Source organism: Streptomyces sp. NPDC007875 (assembly GCF_042868035.1).
Lineage (GTDB): Bacteria > Actinomycetota > Actinomycetes > Streptomycetales > Streptomycetaceae > Streptomyces > Streptomyces antimycoticus.
This window is the reverse complement of the sequence record NZ_JBIADZ010000009.1, coordinates 320,831-341,637: the sequence shown is the minus strand read 5'-3', so window position 1 is coordinate 341,637 and position 20,807 is coordinate 320,831. Positions and strand designations below refer to the sequence as shown.

The window sequence follows — 20,807 nt, the reverse complement described above, 5'->3', positions numbered from 1 at the left end:
GGCGTCGGCCGGTGAGGTTCACTCGTCTCGGCGAGGTTCACTCGTCTCGGCGAGGTTCAGTCGTGGTTCAGTCGTGCCGGGGAGGGCTGATCAGGGACGCCCGGCCACGGCCAGGAGACAGCCGAACTCGTCCACCCCGAGCAGGTCGGACAGCTGGAAGCGGACGGGACGGTCGATCTCGGTAAGGGCGTTGGACATTTCCCGGAAGGTGCGCTGCATGGTGTTCTCGGTGATGTCCAGCAGCTCTCGCAGCCGCAGTCCGCTGCGGTGCATCATCGGCACGTAGTCGTCGACGTCGGGCAGGGTCACCATGGAGACCCTGCAGAAGCCGTCGATGGCGGGGTTCCGCTCGGCCTTGCGCGGGCCGCGCTCGAAGAACTCGGTGAGGACGAGCCGGCCGCCGGGGCGCAGCACCCGGTAGACCTCGCCGAGCACCTGCTCACGGTCGGGCATGTGGACCATCGACTCCAGCGCCATCACCGCGTCGAAGGTCTCGTCCTCGAAGGGGAGCTGCATCGCGTTGGCGTGGCGGAAGACGGCGCGATCGGCGAAGCCCGCCTCGGCGGCGTTCTTGTTCGCGGCTTTGATCTGCTCCTCGCTGATGCTGATGCCGGTGACCCTGGCGCCGGTGCGCTCCACGATCTGCAGGCCCGGCCCGCCCACCCCGCAGCCGAGGTCGAGGACATGGGCGGTGGCGTCCACCTTGAGGCGCTCGATGACGACGTCGGTGAACCGTACGGCCGCTTCCTCGTACGGGGTCTCGGACTCCGGGTCGTCCCAGAAGCCGATGTGGAGCTGGCGGTTGACGAAGCCGTAGCTCAGCTCCTCGTGGAGGATCTCGTCGTAGAGCTTGCCGACGGCTTCCGGCACCGGCACGGGCAGGGTGGACTCGGGCATGGGCACTGCCTTCCTGATCGATGGATCCTCTGTCTGGTCCACCCGCGGCTCGGACGTGCATGTCCGAGGGACATCACCAGGCCACGGGAAGCTCATAGACGCCGTAGACGATCCCGTCGTGCTTGAACGGAATCTTCTCCAGTTCGGTCGCCAGTTTCAGTGTGGGAATGCGCCGGTAGAGGGTGCGGTAGATGACCTGCAGCTCCATGCGCGCGAGGGTTTGGCCCAGGCACTGGTGCACTCCGAAGCTGAAGGCCAGGTGGCGGCGGGCATCGCGCCGGATGTCCAGCCGCTCGGGGTCGCCGCTGAAGGCATCGGGGTCGCGGCTGCCGATGTCGTTGGCCATGATGATGCCCTCGCCGGCGCGGATGACCTGCCCGGCGACCTCGACGTCCGCCAGTACCGCCCGGCGCATTCCGGTGTGGGAGATGTTCAGGTAGCGCAGCAGTTCCTCCACGGCCGAGGCGATGAGTTTGGGATCGTCGGTGCCGCGCAACAGGGCGAGCTGGTCGGGGTGTTGCAGGAGGGCGACCGTGCCGAGCGCGATCATGTTCGCGGTGGTCTCGTGTCCGCCGGAGAGGACCAGCACGCTCATCTGGACCGCCTCCTCACTGCTCAGCTCACCCGCCTCGACCTGGGCGGCCAGCGCGGAGAGCAGGTCGTTCGCGGGGGCGGCGGTCTTCGCGCGCAGCAGCACCCGCAGATAGTCGAGCAGCCGCTCGCTGGCCCCCGCCCGTTCTTCGGGGGTCACGTCCTGCCGGATCATGACCGCGCTGTTCGTCTCGAAGAAGGCGTGGTCGTCGTACGGCACACCGAGCAGCTCGCAGATCACCAGGGAGGGCACGGGCAGCGCGAACGCCGTCACCAGGTCGACCGGGTTGGGACCGGCCAGCATGGTGTCGATCGCGTCGTCCACGATCCGCTGCACCGCGGGCCGCATGGCTTCCACCCGCTTGACGGCGAACGGCCCCTGCACCATCCGCCGCAGCCGGGCGTGCTCGGGGTCGTCCATGAGCGGAAAACTGGCGATGAACGTGGCGTCTTTGTCGATCGGGATGGGACTCGGGTAGCCGGGCTTGGTGAAGTCGGCGCTGAGTCTCCGGTCGCGCAGCAGCGCCCGCTGGTCGGCTTGCCGGGTCACCAGCCACGGTGTGCTGCCGTTCCACAGCCGTACCTTCGTCAGTGGTCCCTGCCGCTGCATGGCCCGTAGGCCGGGGGGCGGGTCGAACGGGCAGCCCGCCGCCCTGCGCATCGGAAACTCCGCGATCTCGGCCTGATGCTCGTCCGGCGTATCCATGCCCGTCATCGCTTCCTCGCTTCCTTGGCCTGCATGGATTCTTGCCCGGGTGGCATTCGGCGGCTCCCCTAACCAGCCCCCTCATCCCCCCTGCTCCGGCGGTGCTCCTGTCAACGGCCCCGCCCTACCCACAACCACGGCCGTCATCAGGGGAGTTGAGGGGGATGGTCAGGGGAGCGACCCATGCGCTCACCGCATAAGAATCACTAGCGACGACGGGTTTCTTCGGGCCGACTACCACACGTACGGAGAAGTGACACGACCATGTTCGACGCGACGACGTACCTGCAGCGCATCGGGGCCGAAGGGAAGAGTGCGCCGACCCTGGACACCCTCCGGACATTGCACAAGCGGCATCTGATGGCCGTTCCTTATGACAATGCGACGGCCGCCGACCGGCTGCCCGCCTCGCGGCGGCTGGCGGGTGTCCCCCTGGACGAGGTCTTCGACCATGTGGTGACCCGGGGCAACGGCGGGGTGTGCTACGAACTCAACCGGCTCTTCCACGCCCTGCTGACGGAACTCGGCTTCGACGTGCGCACGGTCACGGCGGCGGTCCGGCTGGCGAACGGCAACTTCGGCCCGGAGGACGAGCACTCCTTCAACCTGGTCGTCCTCGACGGGCAGACGTATCTCGTGGACGTCGGCTTCATCGGACCGTCGTATCTGGAGCCGGTGCGCCTGTCGGATGAGGAGCAGCATCAGCACGGCTGCTCCTACCGCGTGGCCCGCCGTGGCGGCCACCGGGTGCTGGAGCGGCGGCTCAAGGGCGGCGACTGGCAGCCGGTCTACCGGTTCCGCCCCGAACGGGCGGATCCCGCCGGCTGGGACCTGGTGCGGCTGGACGGCCTGGACGACTATGCCGCGGACTCCGTGCTGGCCGGGACCACATTTCGCGGCCGGGCCACCGACGGCGGGCAGATGGTGCTCATCGGCAAGCGCTATCTGACCGTCGAGGACGGCGTGGAAAACATCAGGGTGCTGGTGAAGGCGGACGAGTACCAAAGCGTGGTCGATTCGATCCTGGCCGGGGCATGAGCGGGAAGGAGGCGGACATGGTGGTGGCGCACGAGGCGGACACCCGGCAGGGCGATGCGCTGGTGGCCGATGTACTTGTGGTCGGATACGGGCCGGTGGGGCAGCTGCTGTCGGTGCTGCTGGCGCAGCGCGGGTGGCAGGTGACGGTGGTGGAGCGCTGGCCGAAGCCGTTCAATCTTCCGCGCGCCGTCGGTTTCGACAGCGAGGCCGCGCGCATCCTGTCCTCGGCCGGGATCGGCCACCAGCTGCGGGAGTTCGGCGAGCCGTCGCGCGACTACGCCTGGCGCAGCGCGAAGGGCGAGACGCTGATCGAGTTCGAGGTGGCCGACCAGGGTCACTGCACCTGGCCGGAGGCGATGTCGGCCTTTCAGCCCGCTCTGGAGACGGGGCTGATCGAGCGCGGGGAGACGCTGCCGGCCCTGCGGATCCTGCGCGGGTACGAGGCCGTGGAGCTCACCGACGGCGGCGACCACGTACGTCTGGCCGTGGTCGGCCCGGACGGGGTGAGGACGCCCCTCACCGGCCGCTGGGTGGTCGGCTGCGACGGGGCGAACAGCCTGGTGCGGCAGCGCACCGGGACCACCATGACCGATCTGGGGTTCTCCCACGACTGGCTGGTCTGCGACGTACGGCTGCACGAGCAGCGCGAGTTCCGGCCGAACAACCTGCAGATCTGCGACCCGGCACGCCCGCGCACGGCGGTATCGGCAGGTCCGGGACACCGGCGGTACGAGTTCATGCGGGTGCCCGCGGACGGGCCGGACCGGTTCGGCACCGAGGAGCAGGCCTGGGAGCTGCTGAAGCTGTTCGACGTGACCCCCGGCAACAGCGTCCTGGACCGGCACGCGGTCTACACGTTCCAGGCCCGCTGGGCGCATCGGTGGCGGTCGGGGCGGATGTTCCTGGCCGGGGACGCGGCGCATGTGATGCCGCCGTTCGCCGGTCAGGGCATGTGTTCGGGGTTCCGGGACGCGATGAACCTGGCCTGGAAGCTGGACCTGGTGCTGGGCGGTCAGGCGGCGCCGACGCTGCTGGACACCTACACCACCGAGCGACGCGACCATGTGCAGCACGCGGTGAAGATGTCGGTGGGCCTGGGCCGGGTGGTGTGCGTGACGGACCGTGAGGCGGCCGCGGACCGGGACGCGGCGATGCTGGCGGCGCGGAAGCGGAACATGGGGCCGAGCGGTTCGGGCCGCTCCGTGGTGAAGCCCCTATCCGACGGGGTGCTGCGGCGGGACGGGCAAGGCCGGCCGGCGCCGTACGCCGGGGAGGCCGCGCCGCAGTGGCGGGTGGGCCACCACGACCGGACGGGGCTGTTCGACGACGTGGTGGGCACGGGCTTCGCCCTGCTCTGCGGTCAGGACGTGGTGCCGGTGCTGGGCACACGGCGGCTGAAGTTCCTCGACAGCATCGGGGCCCGGGTGGTGCGTATCGTCCCCGCGGACACGCCCGCGGGCGACCTGGGGCCGCGGGATGTGGTGGATGTGGAGGGCCGGTATCTGCCCTACCTGACCGGGCTGGGAGCGGTGGCGGTGCTGGTGCGTCCGGATTTCTACCTGTTCGGCATCGCCGAGCGGGCGGACGAACTTCCCCTGCTGGTGGAGGACTTGGAGCGGCAGCTCGGCGCGGTGGCCCCGGTGTGACCTCTCCGCGCCCGGGATCCGGATCCCGGGCGGCGCGCGCCCCTGGCGTGGGCGACCCGGTCACCGGCCGTTGGGCGAACGGCTGCCTGAGGCCACCCGCACTCCGTATGCTCACTGCATGATCGATGTGCCGCTCTCCGCGCTGGAAGTCGCCATGGTCCAGACTGGTACGCGAGCCGTGGACACGCTCCGTGACACCACGGCCTTCGCCCAGCGTCTCGACGCCCTCGGCTACCACCGACTCTGGTATGCCGAGCACCACCACTCCCCCGCCATCGGCGCCTTCCCACCCGTCGTCCTGACCGCCCACGCGGCCGCGTCGACATCGGCCATCCGCCTGGGCTCCGGAGGCGTACTCGCCCCCAACCACGCCCCCATCATGCTGGCGGAACAGTTCGGCACCCTCGCGGCGCTGCACCCCGACCGGATCGACCTGGGCGTCGGCCGCGGCCCTGGCACCTTCGACGAGTCCACGGCCCGGGCGCTGCGGCGCGGCGCCGGGCCGACGACGGACGACGAGTACCGGGACGACGTGGCGGCGACGCTGCGCTTCCTGGTCGAGGAGGTCGCGCTCGGTCCGCTGCCGGAGCCGTGGCTGCTGGCCTCCAGCACCGCCGGTGCCGCGCTCGCCGCGGAGCTCGGCCTGCCCCTCGCCTTCGCCCATCACATCCGCCCCGACAACACCCTCGCCGCGCTCGGCCACTACCGTGCGCACTTCGCACCGTCCCCGTGGTGCACGAGCCCCCGGGTGCTGGTGTGCGTGGAAACGATCTGCGCCGAGACCGAGGAGGAGGCGGCGCGGCTGTCCGGCCCGATGGATGTCGTCAAGGCCGGGCTCCTCAAGGGGCACAGCGAGGTTCCGTTCCCCTCACCCGAAGAAGCGTCCGTGCATCCGTTCACCGCGGACGACCGGCAGGCGCTGGCGGCCTTCCGGGCCCATCAGGCCTACGGCACGCCCGCGACCGTGGTGCGGCGGCTGACGGAGCTGGCGGACGCCACCGGGGCGGATGAGCTGATGCTGGTCACGCCGGTCTACGCGCTGGCGGCCCGCCTGCGCTCGTACGAACTCGTCAAAGAACACGCCGCCGCGCCGCCGGCCACGACGCCGCAGCACTGACCGCACATCCATAGCAGGCACGCCGGGCCGACCCCGGGCCCGGCGGGATGCCTCACAAGAATCACACAAAGCCCTCTCCTACGGTCCGAGCGACGAAGACGCCCAACTCGTAGGAGGTTGCGCCATGTTCGGCAGTCGCCGTCCACGTGTCCTCGCCGCCTTGTGTGCGGCTCTGGCCATCGCCTTGCTGGCCTCGTGCGCGAGAGTGGTGAGCGCGGCCACCGAAGGCGACTCGCCCGCGGCCGACACCTCGAGCTCGGGCAAGAAGCCCAACATCGTGTACGTCCTCACGGACGACCTGGCGTGGAATCTCGTGGAGTACATGCCGCACCTGCGACAGCTGCAGAAGAAGGGGACGACCTTCACGAACTTCTTCGCCACGGACTCGCTGTGCTGTCCGTCGCGGACGTCCCTCCTCACCGGTCAGTACCCGCACAACACCGGGGTCTTCACCAATACCGGCGACGACGGCGGCTACCGCGCGTTCATGAAGAACCGCAACGAGCAAAAGACCTTCGGGCCCGCGCTGCAGCGCGCCGGCTACCGCACCGGGTTCATGGGCAAGTACCTCAACGGGTACCAGCCGGCCGACAAGAACGGCACCTCCAAGCCGTATGTCCCCTCCGGCTGGGACGAGTGGGACGTGGCCGGGGACGGCTACAAGGAGTACAAGTACGACCTGAACGAGAACGGCAAGGTCGTGCCCTACGGGAAGGCCCCCCAGGACTATCTGACGGATGTGCTGGCGAAGAAGGCGACCTCCTTCATCGGCTCCTCGGCGGATGCGAAGAAGCCGTTCATGCTGGAGGTGGCCACGTTCGCGCCGCACGGCCCCTCCACACCCGCGCCGCGCGACAAGGACACATTCCCCGGGCTCAAGGCGCCCCGGACCGACGCCTACGACAAGGCCACCCGCAACGCGCCGAAGTGGCAGCACTCCTTGTCGCCACTGACGGCGCAGGAGAAGGAGGAGACCGACCGGAGGTTCGCCAAGCGAGTGCGCTCCGTCCAAGCGGTCGACGCCATGATCGGTCAGCTGGAGAAGACACTCGAGGAGAAGGGCCTGGCGGACGACACCTACCTCGTGTTCGGCTCCGACAACGGCTTCCACATGGGCGAACACCGGCTCCGCCCGGGAAAGCAGACCGCCTACGACACCGACGTCAAGGTGCCGATGATGGTCACCGGGCCCGGCGTTCCGGCCGGTGAGGAGGTGTCGCGGCTCGCGGAGAACGTCGACATCAACCCGACCTTCCTGGACCTGGCGGGCGTGGAGCCGCCGTCGACCGTGGACGGGCGCAGCCTGCGCGACCTGATGCACGGCCGGACGGAGGAGGAGTGGCGCCAGGCCGTCCTGGTCGAGCACCATCACGCGACGTCCAAGGAGGGTGACCCCGACGCGGCGCCCAAGGACAGCGGCGACCCGCCGACCTACGCGGCGATGAGGACCGACGACTCCCTCTACGTCGAATACGCCGATGGGGAGCGCGAGTTCTATGCGCTGGGCTCCGACCCCGACCAGCTGACCAACCGGGCGGCGTCGCTCTCGGCCGCGCAACGGGCCGCCCTGCACCACACCCTCACCGCGCTCCAGCGGTGCAAGGGCGCGGAAAGCTGCCGAGCCGCGTCCCGGACGCAGACCTAGCGGCGCCTGCGGCCCGGCCCCGGCCACTATCCGGGGCCGGGTGCCGGTTCCAGCCCGGTCGCTTCGAACTCGATGCGGACCTCGTCCGACAGCTTCAGCGCACCCAGGAACGCGCTGTACGGCTTGATGCCCCAGGTGGATTGTGTGACGGACGCCCAGCCGCGCAGCGTCCCCTGGGGATCGCCGCTCCCGTGCACCGTCACCGGGTGGGTCCGGCCCTTGATGGTGAGGTCGCCCGTGATCTCGAAGGACTCGGGCGTTCCGGTGATCCGCGTGGAGCGGAAGGTGATCGTGGGGTGCTCCGCGGTGTGCAGCAGCCCCTTGCCCCCCAGCGTCCGCTCGATCTCGGCCCGGTCGCCCTCGCTGAGCGGCTTGAGCCCGCCGGTCGCCTCCCGGACGCTCAACGAGTCCGTCTCGACCGTCACGGCCACCGACGACTCCTCGGGGGCGCCGCCGACCACCGTCGCCTCCCCGGACCATCGGGTGGCCTCGATCGTCAGATCGTGCCCCGCCCTCCGGCCGAGCCCGGTACGGCTGGTCTTGATCAGCAGTCGTCCGCCCGGCGGCCCGAGGCGATGGTTTCCCTCACTCAGTGTCACAGCACTCACCGTACGCGACGACCATCAGCTTTCGCGGTATGTGTTCCGGTACGTCCCGTCGCCACGTCGTGACACTCAGCCGCCCAGGGCGTGGATCTGGTGGACGATGGCGCGCATCTGGCGCGGACTTCTGGGCGTAGTCACGGCCGGTGAAACCCCACCAGTCCCAGCAGCCCTGCGGGTTGCCGCGGACCAGGCTGATATCGGTCTGCGGGTAGAGGATGACCAGGTTGTTGATGTCTACCCGGCCGCGCCACCCCATCCGGCGCCGGTTCTGACCGCGGCCGACGTCCGGTCGTTCTGGCGGCCACGGGCCGAGCGGTACGCGGGGATCGTACGGATCGGCCCCCGCGACCCGCGGATGCTCATCGGGATCCTGCGCACGGATCTGGCGCGACCGCCGGGGTCTCACCTGCCTTCGCCCGCCTCGCCGAAGCGGGGTCGGGGCCGCGTCTGGCGGAACGGGCGCTGCGGACGCTCACCCCGCGCAGTGGGGAGGTCGCGGCGCTCGACGAGCGGTTGCCGGAGGCCCTGCTGTGCGAACTCGGCTGGTCGCCGGATTCGGGTGGGACCCGGCTGGGCTGGGCGCTCGCACTGCGTGCACTGCCCGGCCTGGCCGACGACGCCGACTTCTCAGGCGCCGGACAGGCGTGACGCCGACGGTCCCGCTCCGGGCGGCGGCGTCATGGCGGGGATGACGCCGCCGGCGAGAACCGCTTCCCGCTGCCGGGGGGAGAGACGGTGGCGGACGGCGTACTCCTCGTCCCGGGTCGCGTTGCGGACGCGGAGTGTCGGGGCGCCGGCCGGGGAGAGGGCCTCGCGCAGACCGGACAGGTGCAGCCGGTCGTCGGTCTCGATGCGCGCGTAGTCGGCGGGATCCTCGAATTCCAGTGGCAGAACACCGAAGTTGACGAGGTTCTGCCAGTGGATGCGGGCGTAGGACTTGGCGATGACGGCGCGCAGTCCGAGGTAGCGCGGCGTGATGGCGGCGTGTTCGCGGGAGGAGCCCTGGCCGTAGTTCGCACCGGCGACGATGAGGTGCCCGCTGACCTCCCGGACCGCCTCGGCGCGCCGCGGGTAGTCGGGGTCGAGCCGGGTGAGGGTGAATCCCGCGAGCTTGGGGATGTTGGAGCGGTAGGGCAGGGCGGCCGCTCCGGCCGGGGAGATCTCATCGGTCGAGACATCGTCGCCGGCCTTGAGGAGGACGGGTCCGTGCAGGCTGTCCGGCAGCGGATCCAGCTCCGGAAGTGCGGAGATGTTGGGGCCGCGTTCCAGCGATACGCGCGCGGCCTCGTCCGGCGGCAGCGGCGGTTCCAGCATGGCGTCGTTGTTCGAGGGCGGGGCGGGCAGGTCCGGCGTGGGAGGGGCCGCCGAGAGGCGGTCGGCCCAGTCGCGCGGATCCGTGATGACGCCGGTCAGCGCGGAGGCCGTGGCGGTCTCCGGTGAGCACAGCCACACCGCGTCGTCCTCGGTGCCGGAACGGCCGGGGAAGTTGCGCGGGAAGGTGCGCAGGGAATTGCGTCCCGAGGCCGGTGCCTGTCCCATGCCGATGCAGCCCAGACAGCCCGACTGGTGGATCCGGGCACCGGCGGCGATCAGGTCGAACGTCGCCCCGCGGCGCGTCAGGTCCTGGAGGATCTCGCGGGATGTCGGGTTGATGTCGAAGCTCACCCCGGCCGGGACCTGCCGTCGGGCCACCATGGCGGCCGGGACGGCGAAGTCGCGGAATCCGGGGTTGGCGGAGGAGCCGATGACGACCTGGGCGATGGGCTCTCCGGCGACCTCCCTGACCGGCACGACGTTTCCCGGAGACGTGGGCCGTGCGATGAGCGGCTCCAGGGACGACAGGTCGATCTCCTCGTCGAGGTCATAGGACGCGTCCTGTTCCGCGGTGATCTCGACGAAGTCATCGCCACGCCCCACCCCGTCGAGGAAGCCGCGCACCGCCTCGTCCGACGGGAAGACGGTGGTGGTGGCGCCGAGTTCCGCCCCCATGTTCGCGATGACGTGCCGGTCCATCGCGGTGAGGGAAGCCAGACCGGGCCCGTGGTACTCCAGAACACGTTGGACGCCGCCTTGTACCCCGTGACGGCGCAGCAGCTCCAGGATCACGTCCTTGGCGCTCACCCAGGGCGGGAGTTCCCCGGTCAGCCGAATGCCCCAGACCTCGGGCATGGTGAGGTGGAGAGGCCTTCCGGCCATGGCGAGTGCCACTTCCAGGCCGCCGGTGCCGATCGCCAGCATGCCCAGAGAGCCGCCGGCGCAGGTATGCGAGTCCGAACCGGCGAGGGTTTTCCCAGGAGCGCCGAAGTGGTGCATATGGGTCGGGTGTGAGACGCCGTTGCCGGGCTTGGAGAACCACAGGCCGAAGCGGCGGGCGGCCGAGCGCAGGAAGAGATGGTCCTCGGCGTTGCGCTCGTCGGCCTGCAGGATGTTGTGGTCCACGTACTGCACGCTGACCTCTGTCCGGACCCGGTCCAGGGCCAGCGCCTCCAGCTCCTGCATCACCAGCGTGCCGGTGGCATCCTGCGTCAGCGTCTGGTCCACGCGCAGCGCGATCTCCTCCCCCGGCTCCATGCGGCCGGACAACAGATGATCGCCGATCAGTCGCTGCGTCACGGTGCCGTGCGCGCGAGCACGGGGAAGATCCATAGCGCCACCGCCTCTCCGGGCGGAGCGTCCGGGCCCTCCGGGCGCCCCACAGCCGGTTCCCGTCAGCTACCCCCATACTGCACCCATCGCCGGGGGCCACGGTCATGGCCCGGCGGTGCGGATGCGCCGTCGGCAGCCCTCTCCTACAATCCGGCCCCCCTCATCCGGCTCCTCACCGGGCGCCTGCTCCTGTCGCCTCCTCCTGCCGCATCGTCTGCGCCGTGATCGCCGCCCTCCCCCGGACCCCTCGCGCGACCGGACCCTCCGGAGCATTTTTGTCCTGGCTCTTGACGTAAATCGGCGGGCGTTCGCATGCTGTGCTCCATGCCGACCAACTCCGAGCACAGGTTGCACATCGACAGACGGACGTTGTTGACCGGAGTCGCCGGATCCCTGGGAGTTGCGGCGGGACTGCCCGCGACCGCGGCCCAGGCGTCCCCCACGGAGGTCGCGCCGACGCGGCGGCACCCGTCGAACTGGCCCCAACTCGAGCCCTACGGCCTCGCGGACACCCGGCTGGACCTGTGGCCGCGTCAGGACAACTCCTTCGTCCTCCCGCTCGAACGGCGCCCCCGCGACCGGGAGCGCGGCGTGGTCTGGATGCGGGACACCTACGTCAACTGCTTTGTCGTGGACGGCCGTCCGATGTACGTGGCCACCGGCACCACCCGCGTGCCCGAACTCAGCGCGGCCGCCCCCTGGAACGACGGCATCTTCGTGTGGATCTCCCCGTCCCTTCGGGGGCCATGGCGGCTGGTGGACACGACCGGCATCCGGCCCGGCGCCGAGCGGGGCAAGGTGTGGTCGCCCGAGTTCGTCGGCGAGAACCGGCCCGGGCGCACGGTCGTCGCTCCGTGGCAGGAGTACTGGTACGACGACCAGTTCGGCAAGCGCGGCCAGGTCTGGGCCCCGGAGCTGCACTACTTCAACGGCACCTGGTACCTCGTCGCGTGCATGGGCGACCACTCCCGGAAGGTGGGTTCGTTTCTCCTGGTGAGCGAGGGCGGGGTCGAGGGCCCGTACCGGCTCATCGAGGGCAACCTCGACAAGCCCTTCGGCGAATCGTTCATCGGGGGACCGGAGTTCATCGAGCCCGGCGCCTACCACCACATCGACGGCAGCCTCTACACCGAGGGCGACGACGCGTGGCTGGTGCTCCACAACGACCTGTACGCGCCGTTCCGGAACGACATGGAGGACATCAACCCGACGGCCAAGCTCCCCACGTTCCGGCAGATGCCGTACTCCCCCGAGCCGTATCTCGAGGGCGCGTACGTGTTCAAGTACCGGGGCAAGTACTACCTCGTCCAGGCCGCGTGGGACCGTACGTCGATCGATCCCGACGGCGGCACGCGCTACGCCTACGACCCACCGGGCCCCGGCCGTGTGCAGTACCAGTACGACGCCGTCGTGGCCGTCTCGGACACCTTCGAGGGACCGTACTCCCAGCGGTGGACCGCGGGTGTCGGGGCCGGCCACAACAACTTCTTCGTGGATCACGGCGGCCACCTGTGGGCGACCTTCTTCCGCAACCCGAACTTCGGCTACTGGTCCCACCCGTCGCGCATCGCCGACGCCGCCGTCCCCGGTGTCGTGCGGCTGGAATGGACCGGCCCGGAGGGCAACCGCCTGTACGTCCAGCGCCGGAAGCGGGATGGCGTCAGGGGGTGACCGGGCCGTCGAGCTCGACGATGATCCGGATGCTGTCCGGGCGGGACCAGGTGGAGCTGCACATCACCGCGCGTCGTAGGCCGCGTCCCGGCTCAGGCTCTCCACCAGCCACCCCGGCCGGTTGTGCGCCGTCTCCAGCCCCTCCGCCGCCCGCCGGTCGGGCAGCACGCTGCTCACCCGGCACCAGGCGCGGACCGGGGTCACCCCGCACATCTGCCGCAGGATGGAGTCCAGCGACTCCACGGCGTGCACGGCCGCGTCCAGCTCCGGCGGCATGTCGGCCGGGATCCACTCCGGGGACCAGCCGCTGAGCGGGCCGTCGATGTACGACTGCCGGGTCAGCAGGTGGACCGCGCTGCCTTCGGCACGTTCCAGCCGCTCGGCGATGGCGCCGGTGACCGGGACGGTGGTCACGTCGCGCACCACCGTGCGCGGTTCACCACCCGCCTCGCGGCTCGTCTGGTGCATCGAGGGGACACGGCTCTCTGGGACACCGAGAACCAGAACTTCACCAGGTCGACGCCGGTCGTCCACTAGCATCCGCTCGAACAGCGGCGCCTGCCGGGTGAAGCGCTGGTAGTCGTCCTGCGAGCAGAAGCCCATGACCCGCTCGACGCCGGCCCGGTTGTACCAGGACCGGTCGAAGAGCACGATCTCACCCGCGGTCGGCAGATACTCCACGTACCGCTGGGAATACCACTGGCCACGTTCGCGCTCGGTGGGCATCTCCAGCGCGACGACCCGTGCGCCGCGCGGGTTGAGGTGCTCGGTGAAGCGCTCGATCGTGCCGCCCTTGCCGGCCGCGTCCCGACCCTCGAAGACGATGACGAGCCGGCGTCCGGTCTCCTTGATCCAGCTCTGCAACTTCAGCAGTTCGATCTGCTGCAGCCGCTTGTGCCACTCGTACTCCTTGCGCTCCATGCGGTGCGGGTACGGGTAGTTCTCCCGCCAGGTGTCGACCGGGCTTCCGTCCGGCCGGATGAGCACGGGGTCGTCGTGGTCGCTGTAGTCGACCCGCAGGTCGGACAGCTCGGACAGCAAGGGCGGCGTTGTCATCCAGTCCTTCCTCTCGGCTTCAGTGGAATTGCGGCACGATCAGGTAGATTCCGTACGCCACCACCGCGGCGCACGCCACAAAGCACAGGCCGGCCTGGGTGAGGCCGACGGTGGAGCCGGTGCCGTTCTCCTCACGGGCTGCCTCCACGCTGGAGAGGCCCAGGACGCCGAGGGCGAAGACGACGACCACGGCGACGGTGACGCCGATGCTCACCGCGGTGACCTGGCCGAGTGCACTCCAGTCGAGATGCATCGTTTTCAACTCTCCGTGATTCAGGGTGACTCACGCGGCCGTGCCGACCTTGGCCAGCGGCTCGGTGCGGATGGTGACCTCGTGGGCGTCGTTGACGTTCTTCACGTCCACCGGGTTCCGGCGGGAGAGGAGCACGATGCCCCGGCGAGAGCCGCACCGACCAGGGCGACGACCGCCGCGCCGATGTTGCCGCCGTTGGTGACCACGCTCGCGGAGACGCCACCGACCAGCGCGGCGGCGGGCAGCGTGACCATCCAGGCGATCACCATGCGGCCCGCGACATCCCAGCGCACCTCCGCCAGCCGTCGGCCGAGCCCGGCACCCAGGATGCTGCGAGGCGACCTGCGTCGTGGACAGGGCGAAGCCCAGGTGCGCGGAGGTGAGGATGACGGTGGTGGAGGCGGTTTCGGCGGCGAAGCCCTGCGGCGACTGGATCTCGGTCATGGCCGTGTCATGGAAGCCGTTGGTGAAGTCGAAGGCCAGGGCCGTGACGATGACGACCGCCACCAAGCAGGTGTGGGGTCCATTCCTGCATGCAAACAAGCTCAGGCCAATGCTCGGCGAACTCGAGGCAAAGGCAGTACAAGAACGCCGCGCGCAGGTCGTGGGCATCGTTGTCAGCGCGGTGTCACCCCGGTGGATGACCTCTCTCACCCGGTCGGACCCTGCCGCGCGGCCAGGCGCCACGGGTCCCGCGAACGTTGAGGAGGCATGGCTCTCAAGGGCCCCTGAGCGAAGCCCTCGGAACACCTCAGAAGCCCTCGGAACACCTCAAGGGAAGCGAGAACACCATGGTGGCGTCTCCGGCTCTCGGCCCCGGACGCGGACTGACCCGCGCACGTGTCGCGGCGGCCGGGTGCGCCGTGGCGGTGTGCGCGACCGTGGCGGCTCCGGCCGCCGCGGAGGACGACACGTCCCACGGGAAGCCCACGGTGGTGCTGATCCACGGCGCGTTCGCGGACGGCTCCAGCTGGAACGGTGTCATCCAGCGCCTGGAGCGCCGCGGCTACCGCGTCATCGCCCCCGCCAACCCGCTGCGCGGTCTGTACACCGACTCCACCTACATCGCCTCCGTCCTGGACAGCATCAAGGGCCCGATCGTGCTGGTGGGCCACTCCTACGGCGGCGCGGTCATCAGCTCGGCCGCGGCGGGCCACCCCCGGGTGAAGTCGCTGGTGTACGTGTCCTCCCTGATGCCCGACAAGGGCGAGAGCGGCCAGTCGCTGGCCGCCCGGTTCCCCAGCGAGCTCGCCACCGCCACCAGGGCGGTCCCCTACCGGGCCGGTGACGGCATGCGGGGCAAGGACCTGTACCTCAAGCGGGACAAGCTCCACCGGGTCTTCGCCGCGGACCTCCCGGTCAGTACGGCGAAGCTGCTGGCGGCGACCCAACGGCCCGCCACGACGGCCACGTTCTCGGAGAAGGCCAAGGTGGCCGCGTGGCGGCAGATCCCGTCCTGGGTCCTCGTGGCCAAGCAGGACAAGACCATCAACCCCCGGCAGGAGCGCTTCCAGGCCAAGCGCGCCCACTCTCACACCGTGGAGATCAACTCCTCCCACGTGGCCATGATCGCCCACCCCCAGGAGGTCACCGACCTCATCATCAAGGCCGCCACGGCCACCGGCAAGGCCCGGCCGTCGCCCGCCGCCAAGCCTTCCGACTCCCGCGCCGGGGCGGAGTCCCGGCCCGCCGACACGGCCGCCGCGTGGGTGACCGGGGGCGCTGCGGCCCTTCTGCTGGGCGGTGGAGCCCTCGTCCTCGGCCACCGCCGACGTCGACGGGCGCGTTCTTCGCGCGGGTAGGGCGGCTACAGCCAGCCGCACTCGCGGGCAATGCGAGCCGCCACGTGCCGGTTCTCCGCGCCGAGCCTGGCCGCGGCGGCCGACAGATAGTCGCGCACCGTCCCGGGCGACAGCGCGGCCCGGGACGCGATCTCCCCCACCGGAGCCCCGTCTTCGCCCAGTGACAGCATTTCCGCCTCGCGGGGAGTGAGTGGCGACTCATCCGCGGCGATGGCGTCCGCCGCCAGCTCGTGGTCGACGTAGCGGCCGTCCGTGTGCACGGTACGGATGATCTCCGCCAGTCGCCGCGCGGACACTCTTCGGCTCGAAGCCGCACACGCCCGCGGCCAGCGCTTTTTTCAGCGCCCCGCCCCGGGCGTCGCTGGTGACGATCATCGATGTGCACTCCGGCACCGTGTCCCGCAGCTTCGCCGCCACCGACACCCCGTCGCATCCGGGCATCCGCAGATCCAGGACGGCCACGGCGGGGCGGTGTGCCCGGGCCATGGCCAGCGCCTCGTCGCCGGTTCCGGCCTCCGACACCACGGTGATGTCGTCCTCCAGCGCGAGGAGGGAGGCGAGGGCGCCCCGGATGAGGTGTTCGTCGTCCGCGAGCAGAACCCTGATCATTCGGCCGTCTCCCAGGGAATCCTCGCGGTCAGGCGGAAGATCCCGTTTGGGCGCCGTTCGATGGTCAGCGTGCCGTCCACCTCGGCCAGGCGCTCGCGCAGCCCCGGCAGGCCGCTGCCGGTGCCGGTCCGGGGGGCCGTACCTGCCCCGTCGTTCTCCATGACGAGCGCCACCCAGCCCGAGACCGTCGCGCGCACCGACACCTCGCAGCGCGAAGCGCCCTGCGCATGGCGGAGCACGTTCGTCGTGCCCTCGCGGACCACCCAGCCGAGCGCCGCCTGCGTCTGTACGGGCAGCCGCGCCGCCGGGCCGTTCTCGATCCGGCAGTCGATCCCGGCCGCCTCCAGTACGGATCGGGCCCCGGCCAGCTCGGCGAGCAGGTCGGCGGTGCGGTAGCCGCGGACCACCGCGCGGATCTCCCGCTGCGACTCCTGCGCGATGTGCTGCACCTCCTCCATCTGGGCCACCGCCTCTTCCCGGCCCCGCCGCGCCAGCTGCACCGCGAGCTCACTCTTCAGCGCCACCACCGCGAGGTTGCGGCCGAGCACATCGTGCAGGTCGCGGCCGAAGCGCAGCCGCTCCTCCGCGACGGCCAGCCGTGCCTGTGTCGCCCGCGCCTTGGCGAGCTCCTCGATCAGTCGCACGCTCCAGCCGGTGACCCGCATCCCCGTGGCCATGAACGGCACCATGAACAGGATCCCGCCGACCGCGAAGGCCAGCAGCTCCCCCGACAGCCCGCTCGCCACCGCCGCGCCGAGCGCCGCCACCGGCACCGCCCCGACCAGCACCACCCCGGTGCGGGGCGGCAGCGCCAGCATCGGCGGGCCCGCGTAGAACATCATCAGCCAGATCAGGTAGGTCACCAGGTCCCGGTCCCCGATGCGCCCGGCGGCCAGCAGCGCGCAGCCCACCGCGGCCATGGCCACGGTGACGGCGACGTACAGCGCGACCAGCCCGACCGGGCGGGGTCCGGCACCGAGGTAGCGGCGCAGGGCCGCACGGGAGAGCGGCAGATGGGCGCCGACGTGTGCCGCGCCCACCGCCGCCACCAGGGCCGACCCGAGCGTGCCGGCGTCCGACGTCTTGACCCAGAACGCCCACAGCGCAGCCTCGGCTGCGGCGAAGGCGGCGAGGGTGCCGAGGGTCCAGCGGCGGTAGCGCTCGGGGCCGTCCGGGCCCCCGAGCCGCTCCACCCAGGTCTCCACGCTCATGCTCCCCGGCCCCGACACCGCGGGCCGCGACACCTCGGGCCCCGCCACCTCGGGCCCCGCCACCTCAGGCCCTGTCATCACGGGCTCCGCCACCTCTGGCCTCATCACCTCGGGCTCCGCCACCTCAGGCTCCCGCCGCTCTCAACTCCGCGGTCCCCAGCGGAACCGCCGACGCACAGCACACACTGCCAGGCCCGTCCATGCCAGCGCGAGGATCACCGCCCGGAGCTGATCCATAGCGGCCAGGTCATCCGTCCAGCCGCCCCGCAGCAGGTCCATCACCGGCGAGAACGGCAGCCAGGCGGCGATGTCGGCCATCGTGTCCGGCATCACCTCACGCGGCGCGAAGACCCCGGAGCCGGCCATGGTCACCAGCAAGAACGGCAGGAACGTCATCTGGGCACTCTCCGATGTCCGGGTGAAAGCCGCCGTCAGCGCCGCCCCGGCGACCAGCATGGCCACACCGCTGAGCAGACCGAGCACCGCCAGGTGCGGTGCGGGGGGTGCGTCCGCGTCGAGGAACGCGGTCATCCCGACCGCCAGCAGCAGGGACTGCACGACCGCCAGCAGGAACGCCGGGAGCGCGCTGCCGACGAGGATCTCCCAGTCGCGTACCTCGCCGCTGCGCAGCCGCTTGAGCACCAGGCCCTCGCGGCGCACCACGTACACGCCGACCAGATAGGTGTAGACGGAGAAGAGCAGTGCCGTGGCCAGCGCGGCGGGCAGCATGACGGTGGCCACCGACAGGCCGGTGCCGCCCAGGTCCAGCTCCTCGACCGTGCCGCGCATCGCGAAGGCCATCGTGCTGGGCAGGATCACCGCGGTGACCAGGGACGCCTTGCTGCGCAGCAGCAGCGTCAGCTCGGCGCGGCCGAGGGCGGTCATGCGGTCTGCGGCGGTGCGCCGGGGGGCCGTGGCCACGGACGTTCGTGCCGTTCGGGCTGCTGACGTCGTCATCGTGCCTCCTCGCTGTCCAGGCCCTTCGCGATCTCCATGAACGCCTCCTCCAAGGTGGCGGACCGGGCGTCGAGACCGCGCAATTCCACGCCCCTGTCCCGGGCCCAGACCAGCAGCGCCGTGGCCGTGCGCTGCAGATCGGCGGTCTCCAGCCGGACCCTCCCCCCGGCCTCCTCGTAGCTGGTCACACCCAGGGGTGCGAGCGGCGGCACATCACCCAGGAAGTGGTCCCTGGGCAGCTCGAAACTCATCCGCGAGGGCCGCTCGGCGACCACGTCGGCAACCCGCCCCGAGGTGGCGATCCGCCCCGCGTGCATGATGGCCAGCCGGTCGGCCAGCTGCTCGGCCTCTTCCAGATAGTGGGTGGTGAGCAGCACCGTCGTGCCCTGCTGCTTCAGCTCCCGGATCAGCTCCCAGGTCTCGCGGCGGGACTGCGCGTCCAGGCCGGTCGTCGGCTCGTCCAGGAACAGCACCTCGGGCCGTCCCAGCAGGGCCAGCGCGAGGTCGAGACGACGGCGCTCGCCACCGGAGAGCTGCTTGACCCGCACCGCCCCCCGCTTGGACAGCCGGGTCAGCTCCAGGGCCTCGGCCACGGGGCGGGCGCCGCTGGTGCAGCCCGCCCACATACGTGCGGTCTCCGTGACCGTCAGCTCCGTCGGGAAGCCGCCCTCCTGGAGCATCACCCCGATACGGGGGCGGACGGCGGCGCGTTCGCGGTACGGGTCGCGGCCGAGCACCCGGACGGTTCCGGCGGTGGGGGTGGCCTGCCCCTCCAAGACCTCCAGGGTGGAGGTCTTACCGGCCCCGTTGGTCCCCAGCAGCGCGAAGAGCTCACCGCGGGCGACCGTGAGGTCGATGCCGCGCACGGCCTCGAAGCCCCGATAGTGCCGCCGTAGATCGGCGGTTTCGATCACAGTGTCCATGCATTCCAGACTCCCGGCGCGGCGGGCCGGGTGGCAGTGCGGTCTGTCATGCGTCCATCTGACATCTGTCATGCGAACCCTGGAGATACGTCACCGGAGATACCGTCAGAGGTCTTTGGCGGCGTCGGTGAGCGCCTGGTCGAGGATGGCGGCACCGTGGGCGATCTCGTTGTCGCTCGCGGTCAGCGGGGGCGCGATCCGGAAGATGCCTCCCATGCCGGGCAACTGCACGATGTTCATGTGCAGCCCGAGTTCGAAGCAGCGCCGGGTGACGGCCGCGCCCAGCCGGTCGGCGCCACCGGCGCCCAGGATCTGGTCGCCGGCCAGTTCCATACCCAGCAGCAGCCCACGGCCGCGGACATCGCCGACGGCGTCGTGGCGGGTGGCGAGCGCGTCGAGATGACCGCGCAGTGCCGTGCCGAGCTCGCGCGCACGCTCATCGAGGCGGTCGCGGACCAGCACCTCGAGGACGGTGTTGCCGACAGCGGCCGGCAGCGGGTCGCTGACATGGGTGGTGAAGAACAAGAACCCCCGCTCATGCGCCCGCTGCTCGATCTCCGGGCTGGTCACCACGGCGGCCAGTGGCAGCCCCGCGCCGAGCGTCTTGGACAGCGTGAGGATGTCCGGGACGACACCCTCGTGCTCGAAGGCGTACCAGTCGCCGGTGCGGCACAGCCCGGTCTGCGCCTCGTCGAGGATCAACAGCATGTCCCGCTCCCGGCACTTCTGTGCCAGGGCCGCGAGGTAGCCCGGCGGGAGTTCGATGACACCGCCGGAGCTGAGGATCGGTTCGACCAGGCAGGCGGCGAGGCTGCCGACCGACTGGGCGTCGATCAGGTCGAAGCCCAGGTCGAGCTGGCGGCGCCAGTCGAGCGCGCCCTCGGCGTCCACGAAGTCGGGGTGGAAGCGGTCCGGGACCGGCAGCGCGAAGTTGCCCGGCGCGGCGGGTCCGTAACCCTTGCGCCCCGCGCTGTAGGTGGCGTTCGCGGCGGCCTGGGTCATCCCGTGCCAGGACCGGGCGAACGAGACGATCTCATGGCGGCCGGTGACGAGCTTCGCCATCCGCACCGCGGCCTCGTTCGCCTCCGCCCCCGTGGTCAGGAGCAGCACCTTCTCCAGCGGCTCGGGCAGGCTCTCGGCGAGCCGGCCAGTGAGGTCGACGACCGGGCGGCTGAGCATGCCGCTGTGCAGATGATCGAGGAGGGCGATCTGCTCGCGAACCGTCGCGACGATCGCCGGGTGGGAGTGGCCGAGGATCGCGCTCATCTGGCCGGAGGTGAAATCGAGCAGCTCGCGACCGCTCTCGGTGAACACCGATGTGCCCGCGGCGCGGGCGATGATCTCGGGGGTGAACGGGGCGTGGCCGCTGTAGCGGATGAGGTGGCGCTCCGGGGCGGCACCGGCAGTCTCGGAAGGCATAGGAACGACGGTAGG

Annotated in this window: 17 protein-coding genes and 3 pseudogenes; 7 read left to right on the top strand and 13 right to left on the bottom strand. The window is 70.8% G+C overall.

Features of this window, described 5'->3' with window-relative positions; all coding sequences use genetic code 11:
- Nucleotides 1-90 precede the first annotated feature (90 nt).
- Nucleotides 91-897, bottom strand: a complete 807-nt coding sequence (locus tag ACFYOY_RS21335) for a methyltransferase domain-containing protein (RefSeq protein ID WP_351893865.1) — start codon at nt 895-897, stop codon at nt 91-93.
- Nucleotides 898-970: 73 nt separating this feature from the next.
- Complete coding sequence (locus tag ACFYOY_RS21330) at nt 971-2,203, bottom strand: cytochrome P450 (protein ID WP_351893862.1); 1,233 nt, start codon at nt 2,201-2,203, stop codon at nt 971-973.
- A 255-nt stretch (nt 2,204-2,458) separates the two neighbouring features.
- Here ACFYOY_RS21330 and ACFYOY_RS21325 point away from each other — a divergent pair, with 255 nt between their 5' ends.
- From ACFYOY_RS21325 to ACFYOY_RS21310, 4 genes are all read left to right on the top strand, one after another.
- Nucleotides 2,459-3,232, top strand: coding sequence for an arylamine N-acetyltransferase (locus ACFYOY_RS21325; protein ID WP_351893859.1), 774 nt, complete (start codon nt 2,459-2,461; stop codon nt 3,230-3,232).
- On the top strand, nt 3,229-4,878 hold the full coding sequence (locus ACFYOY_RS21320) for a bifunctional 3-(3-hydroxy-phenyl)propionate/3-hydroxycinnamic acid hydroxylase (RefSeq protein ID WP_388588813.1): 1,650 nt from the start codon (nt 3,229-3,231) through the stop codon (nt 4,876-4,878). Before ACFYOY_RS21325 ends, ACFYOY_RS21320 begins: the two co-directional genes overlap by 4 nt.
- Nucleotides 4,879-4,996: 118 nt before the next feature.
- A complete protein-coding gene (locus tag ACFYOY_RS21315) occupies nt 4,997-5,995 on the top strand; it encodes an MsnO8 family LLM class oxidoreductase (RefSeq protein WP_351893852.1) in 999 nt (332 codons plus the stop codon).
- A gap of 124 nt (nt 5,996-6,119) precedes the next feature.
- Complete coding sequence (locus ACFYOY_RS21310; RefSeq protein ID WP_388588810.1) at nt 6,120-7,640, top strand: sulfatase; 1,521 nt, start codon at nt 6,120-6,122, stop codon at nt 7,638-7,640.
- Between the two features lie 26 nt (nt 7,641-7,666).
- Here the strand turns inward: ACFYOY_RS21310 and ACFYOY_RS21305 are convergent, their stop codons facing one another.
- Nucleotides 7,667-8,239 (bottom strand): YceI family protein, encoded by a 573-nt coding sequence (locus tag ACFYOY_RS21305; protein ID WP_351893845.1) that lies wholly within the window; start codon nt 8,237-8,239, stop codon nt 7,667-7,669.
- A gap of 519 nt (nt 8,240-8,758) precedes the next feature.
- On the opposite strand from ACFYOY_RS21305, the gene ACFYOY_RS21300 reads away from it, so the two are divergent.
- Nucleotides 8,759-8,893, top strand: coding sequence for a hypothetical protein (locus tag ACFYOY_RS21300; RefSeq protein ID WP_351893842.1), 135 nt, complete (start codon nt 8,759-8,761; stop codon nt 8,891-8,893).
- Here the strand turns inward: ACFYOY_RS21300 and ACFYOY_RS21295 are convergent.
- On the bottom strand, nt 8,873-10,891 hold the full coding sequence (locus tag ACFYOY_RS21295; RefSeq protein WP_351893839.1) for an aconitate hydratase: 2,019 nt from the start codon (nt 10,889-10,891) through the stop codon (nt 8,873-8,875). The two genes, ACFYOY_RS21300 and ACFYOY_RS21295, sit on opposite strands and share 21 nt — an antisense overlap.
- Before the next feature lie 324 nt (nt 10,892-11,215).
- Here ACFYOY_RS21295 and ACFYOY_RS21290 point away from each other — a divergent pair, with 324 nt between their 5' ends.
- Nucleotides 11,216-12,562: a family 43 glycosylhydrolase gene (locus ACFYOY_RS21290; protein WP_388588805.1), complete on the top strand. Its 1,347-nt coding sequence runs from the start codon at nt 11,216-11,218 to the stop codon at nt 12,560-12,562.
- A 63-nt stretch (nt 12,563-12,625) separates the two neighbouring features.
- Here the strand turns inward: ACFYOY_RS21290 and ACFYOY_RS21285 are convergent, their stop codons facing one another.
- The 4 genes and pseudogenes from ACFYOY_RS21285 to ACFYOY_RS21270 all read right to left on the bottom strand — a co-directional run.
- A complete protein-coding gene (locus ACFYOY_RS21285) occupies nt 12,626-13,030 on the bottom strand; it encodes a UTRA domain-containing protein (protein WP_388588803.1) in 405 nt (134 codons plus the stop codon).
- Nucleotides 13,018-13,618, bottom strand: a pseudogene (locus tag ACFYOY_RS21280) (polyphosphate kinase 2); the annotation flags it as partial. The pseudogene ACFYOY_RS21280 and the gene ACFYOY_RS21285, both read right to left, overlap by 13 nt.
- 19 nt (nt 13,619-13,637) lie before the next feature.
- A complete protein-coding gene (locus ACFYOY_RS21275; RefSeq protein ID WP_388588800.1) occupies nt 13,638-13,871 on the bottom strand; it encodes a hypothetical protein in 234 nt (77 codons plus the stop codon).
- Between the two features lie 30 nt (nt 13,872-13,901).
- Nucleotides 13,902-14,315 (bottom strand): annotated as a pseudogene (locus ACFYOY_RS21270) (inorganic phosphate transporter); the annotation flags it as partial.
- Nucleotides 14,316-14,662: 347 nt separating this feature from the next.
- Between ACFYOY_RS21270 and ACFYOY_RS21265 the strand changes: the two are divergent.
- The gene (locus ACFYOY_RS21265) at nt 14,663-15,673 is read left to right on the top strand and encodes an alpha/beta fold hydrolase (RefSeq protein WP_388588797.1); all 1,011 of its coding nucleotides are present in this window, start codon (nt 14,663-14,665) and stop codon (nt 15,671-15,673) included.
- A gap of 5 nt (nt 15,674-15,678) precedes the next feature.
- Here the strand turns inward: ACFYOY_RS21265 and ACFYOY_RS21260 are convergent.
- From ACFYOY_RS21260 to ACFYOY_RS21240, 5 genes and pseudogenes are all read right to left on the bottom strand, one after another.
- A pseudogene (locus ACFYOY_RS21260) lies at nt 15,679-16,282 on the bottom strand (DNA-binding response regulator).
- Nucleotides 16,279-17,571, bottom strand: coding sequence for a sensor histidine kinase (locus tag ACFYOY_RS21255; RefSeq protein WP_351893819.1), 1,293 nt, complete (start codon nt 17,569-17,571; stop codon nt 16,279-16,281). Before ACFYOY_RS21255 ends, ACFYOY_RS21260 begins: the two are co-directional and overlap by 4 nt.
- Nucleotides 17,572-17,634: 63 nt before the next feature.
- A complete protein-coding gene (locus ACFYOY_RS21250) occupies nt 17,635-18,450 on the bottom strand; it encodes an ABC transporter permease (RefSeq protein WP_351893815.1) in 816 nt (271 codons plus the stop codon).
- On the bottom strand, nt 18,447-19,373 hold the full coding sequence (locus ACFYOY_RS21245) for an ABC transporter ATP-binding protein (protein ID WP_351893812.1): 927 nt from the start codon (nt 19,371-19,373) through the stop codon (nt 18,447-18,449). Before ACFYOY_RS21245 ends, ACFYOY_RS21250 begins: the two co-directional genes overlap by 4 nt.
- Before the next feature lie 105 nt (nt 19,374-19,478).
- Nucleotides 19,479-20,792 carry an aspartate aminotransferase family protein gene (locus ACFYOY_RS21240; protein WP_351893810.1) on the bottom strand — a complete coding sequence of 438 codons (1,314 nt, stop codon included), beginning with the start codon at nt 20,790-20,792 and terminating at the stop codon, nt 19,479-19,481.
- Nucleotides 20,793-20,807 lie beyond the last annotated feature (15 nt).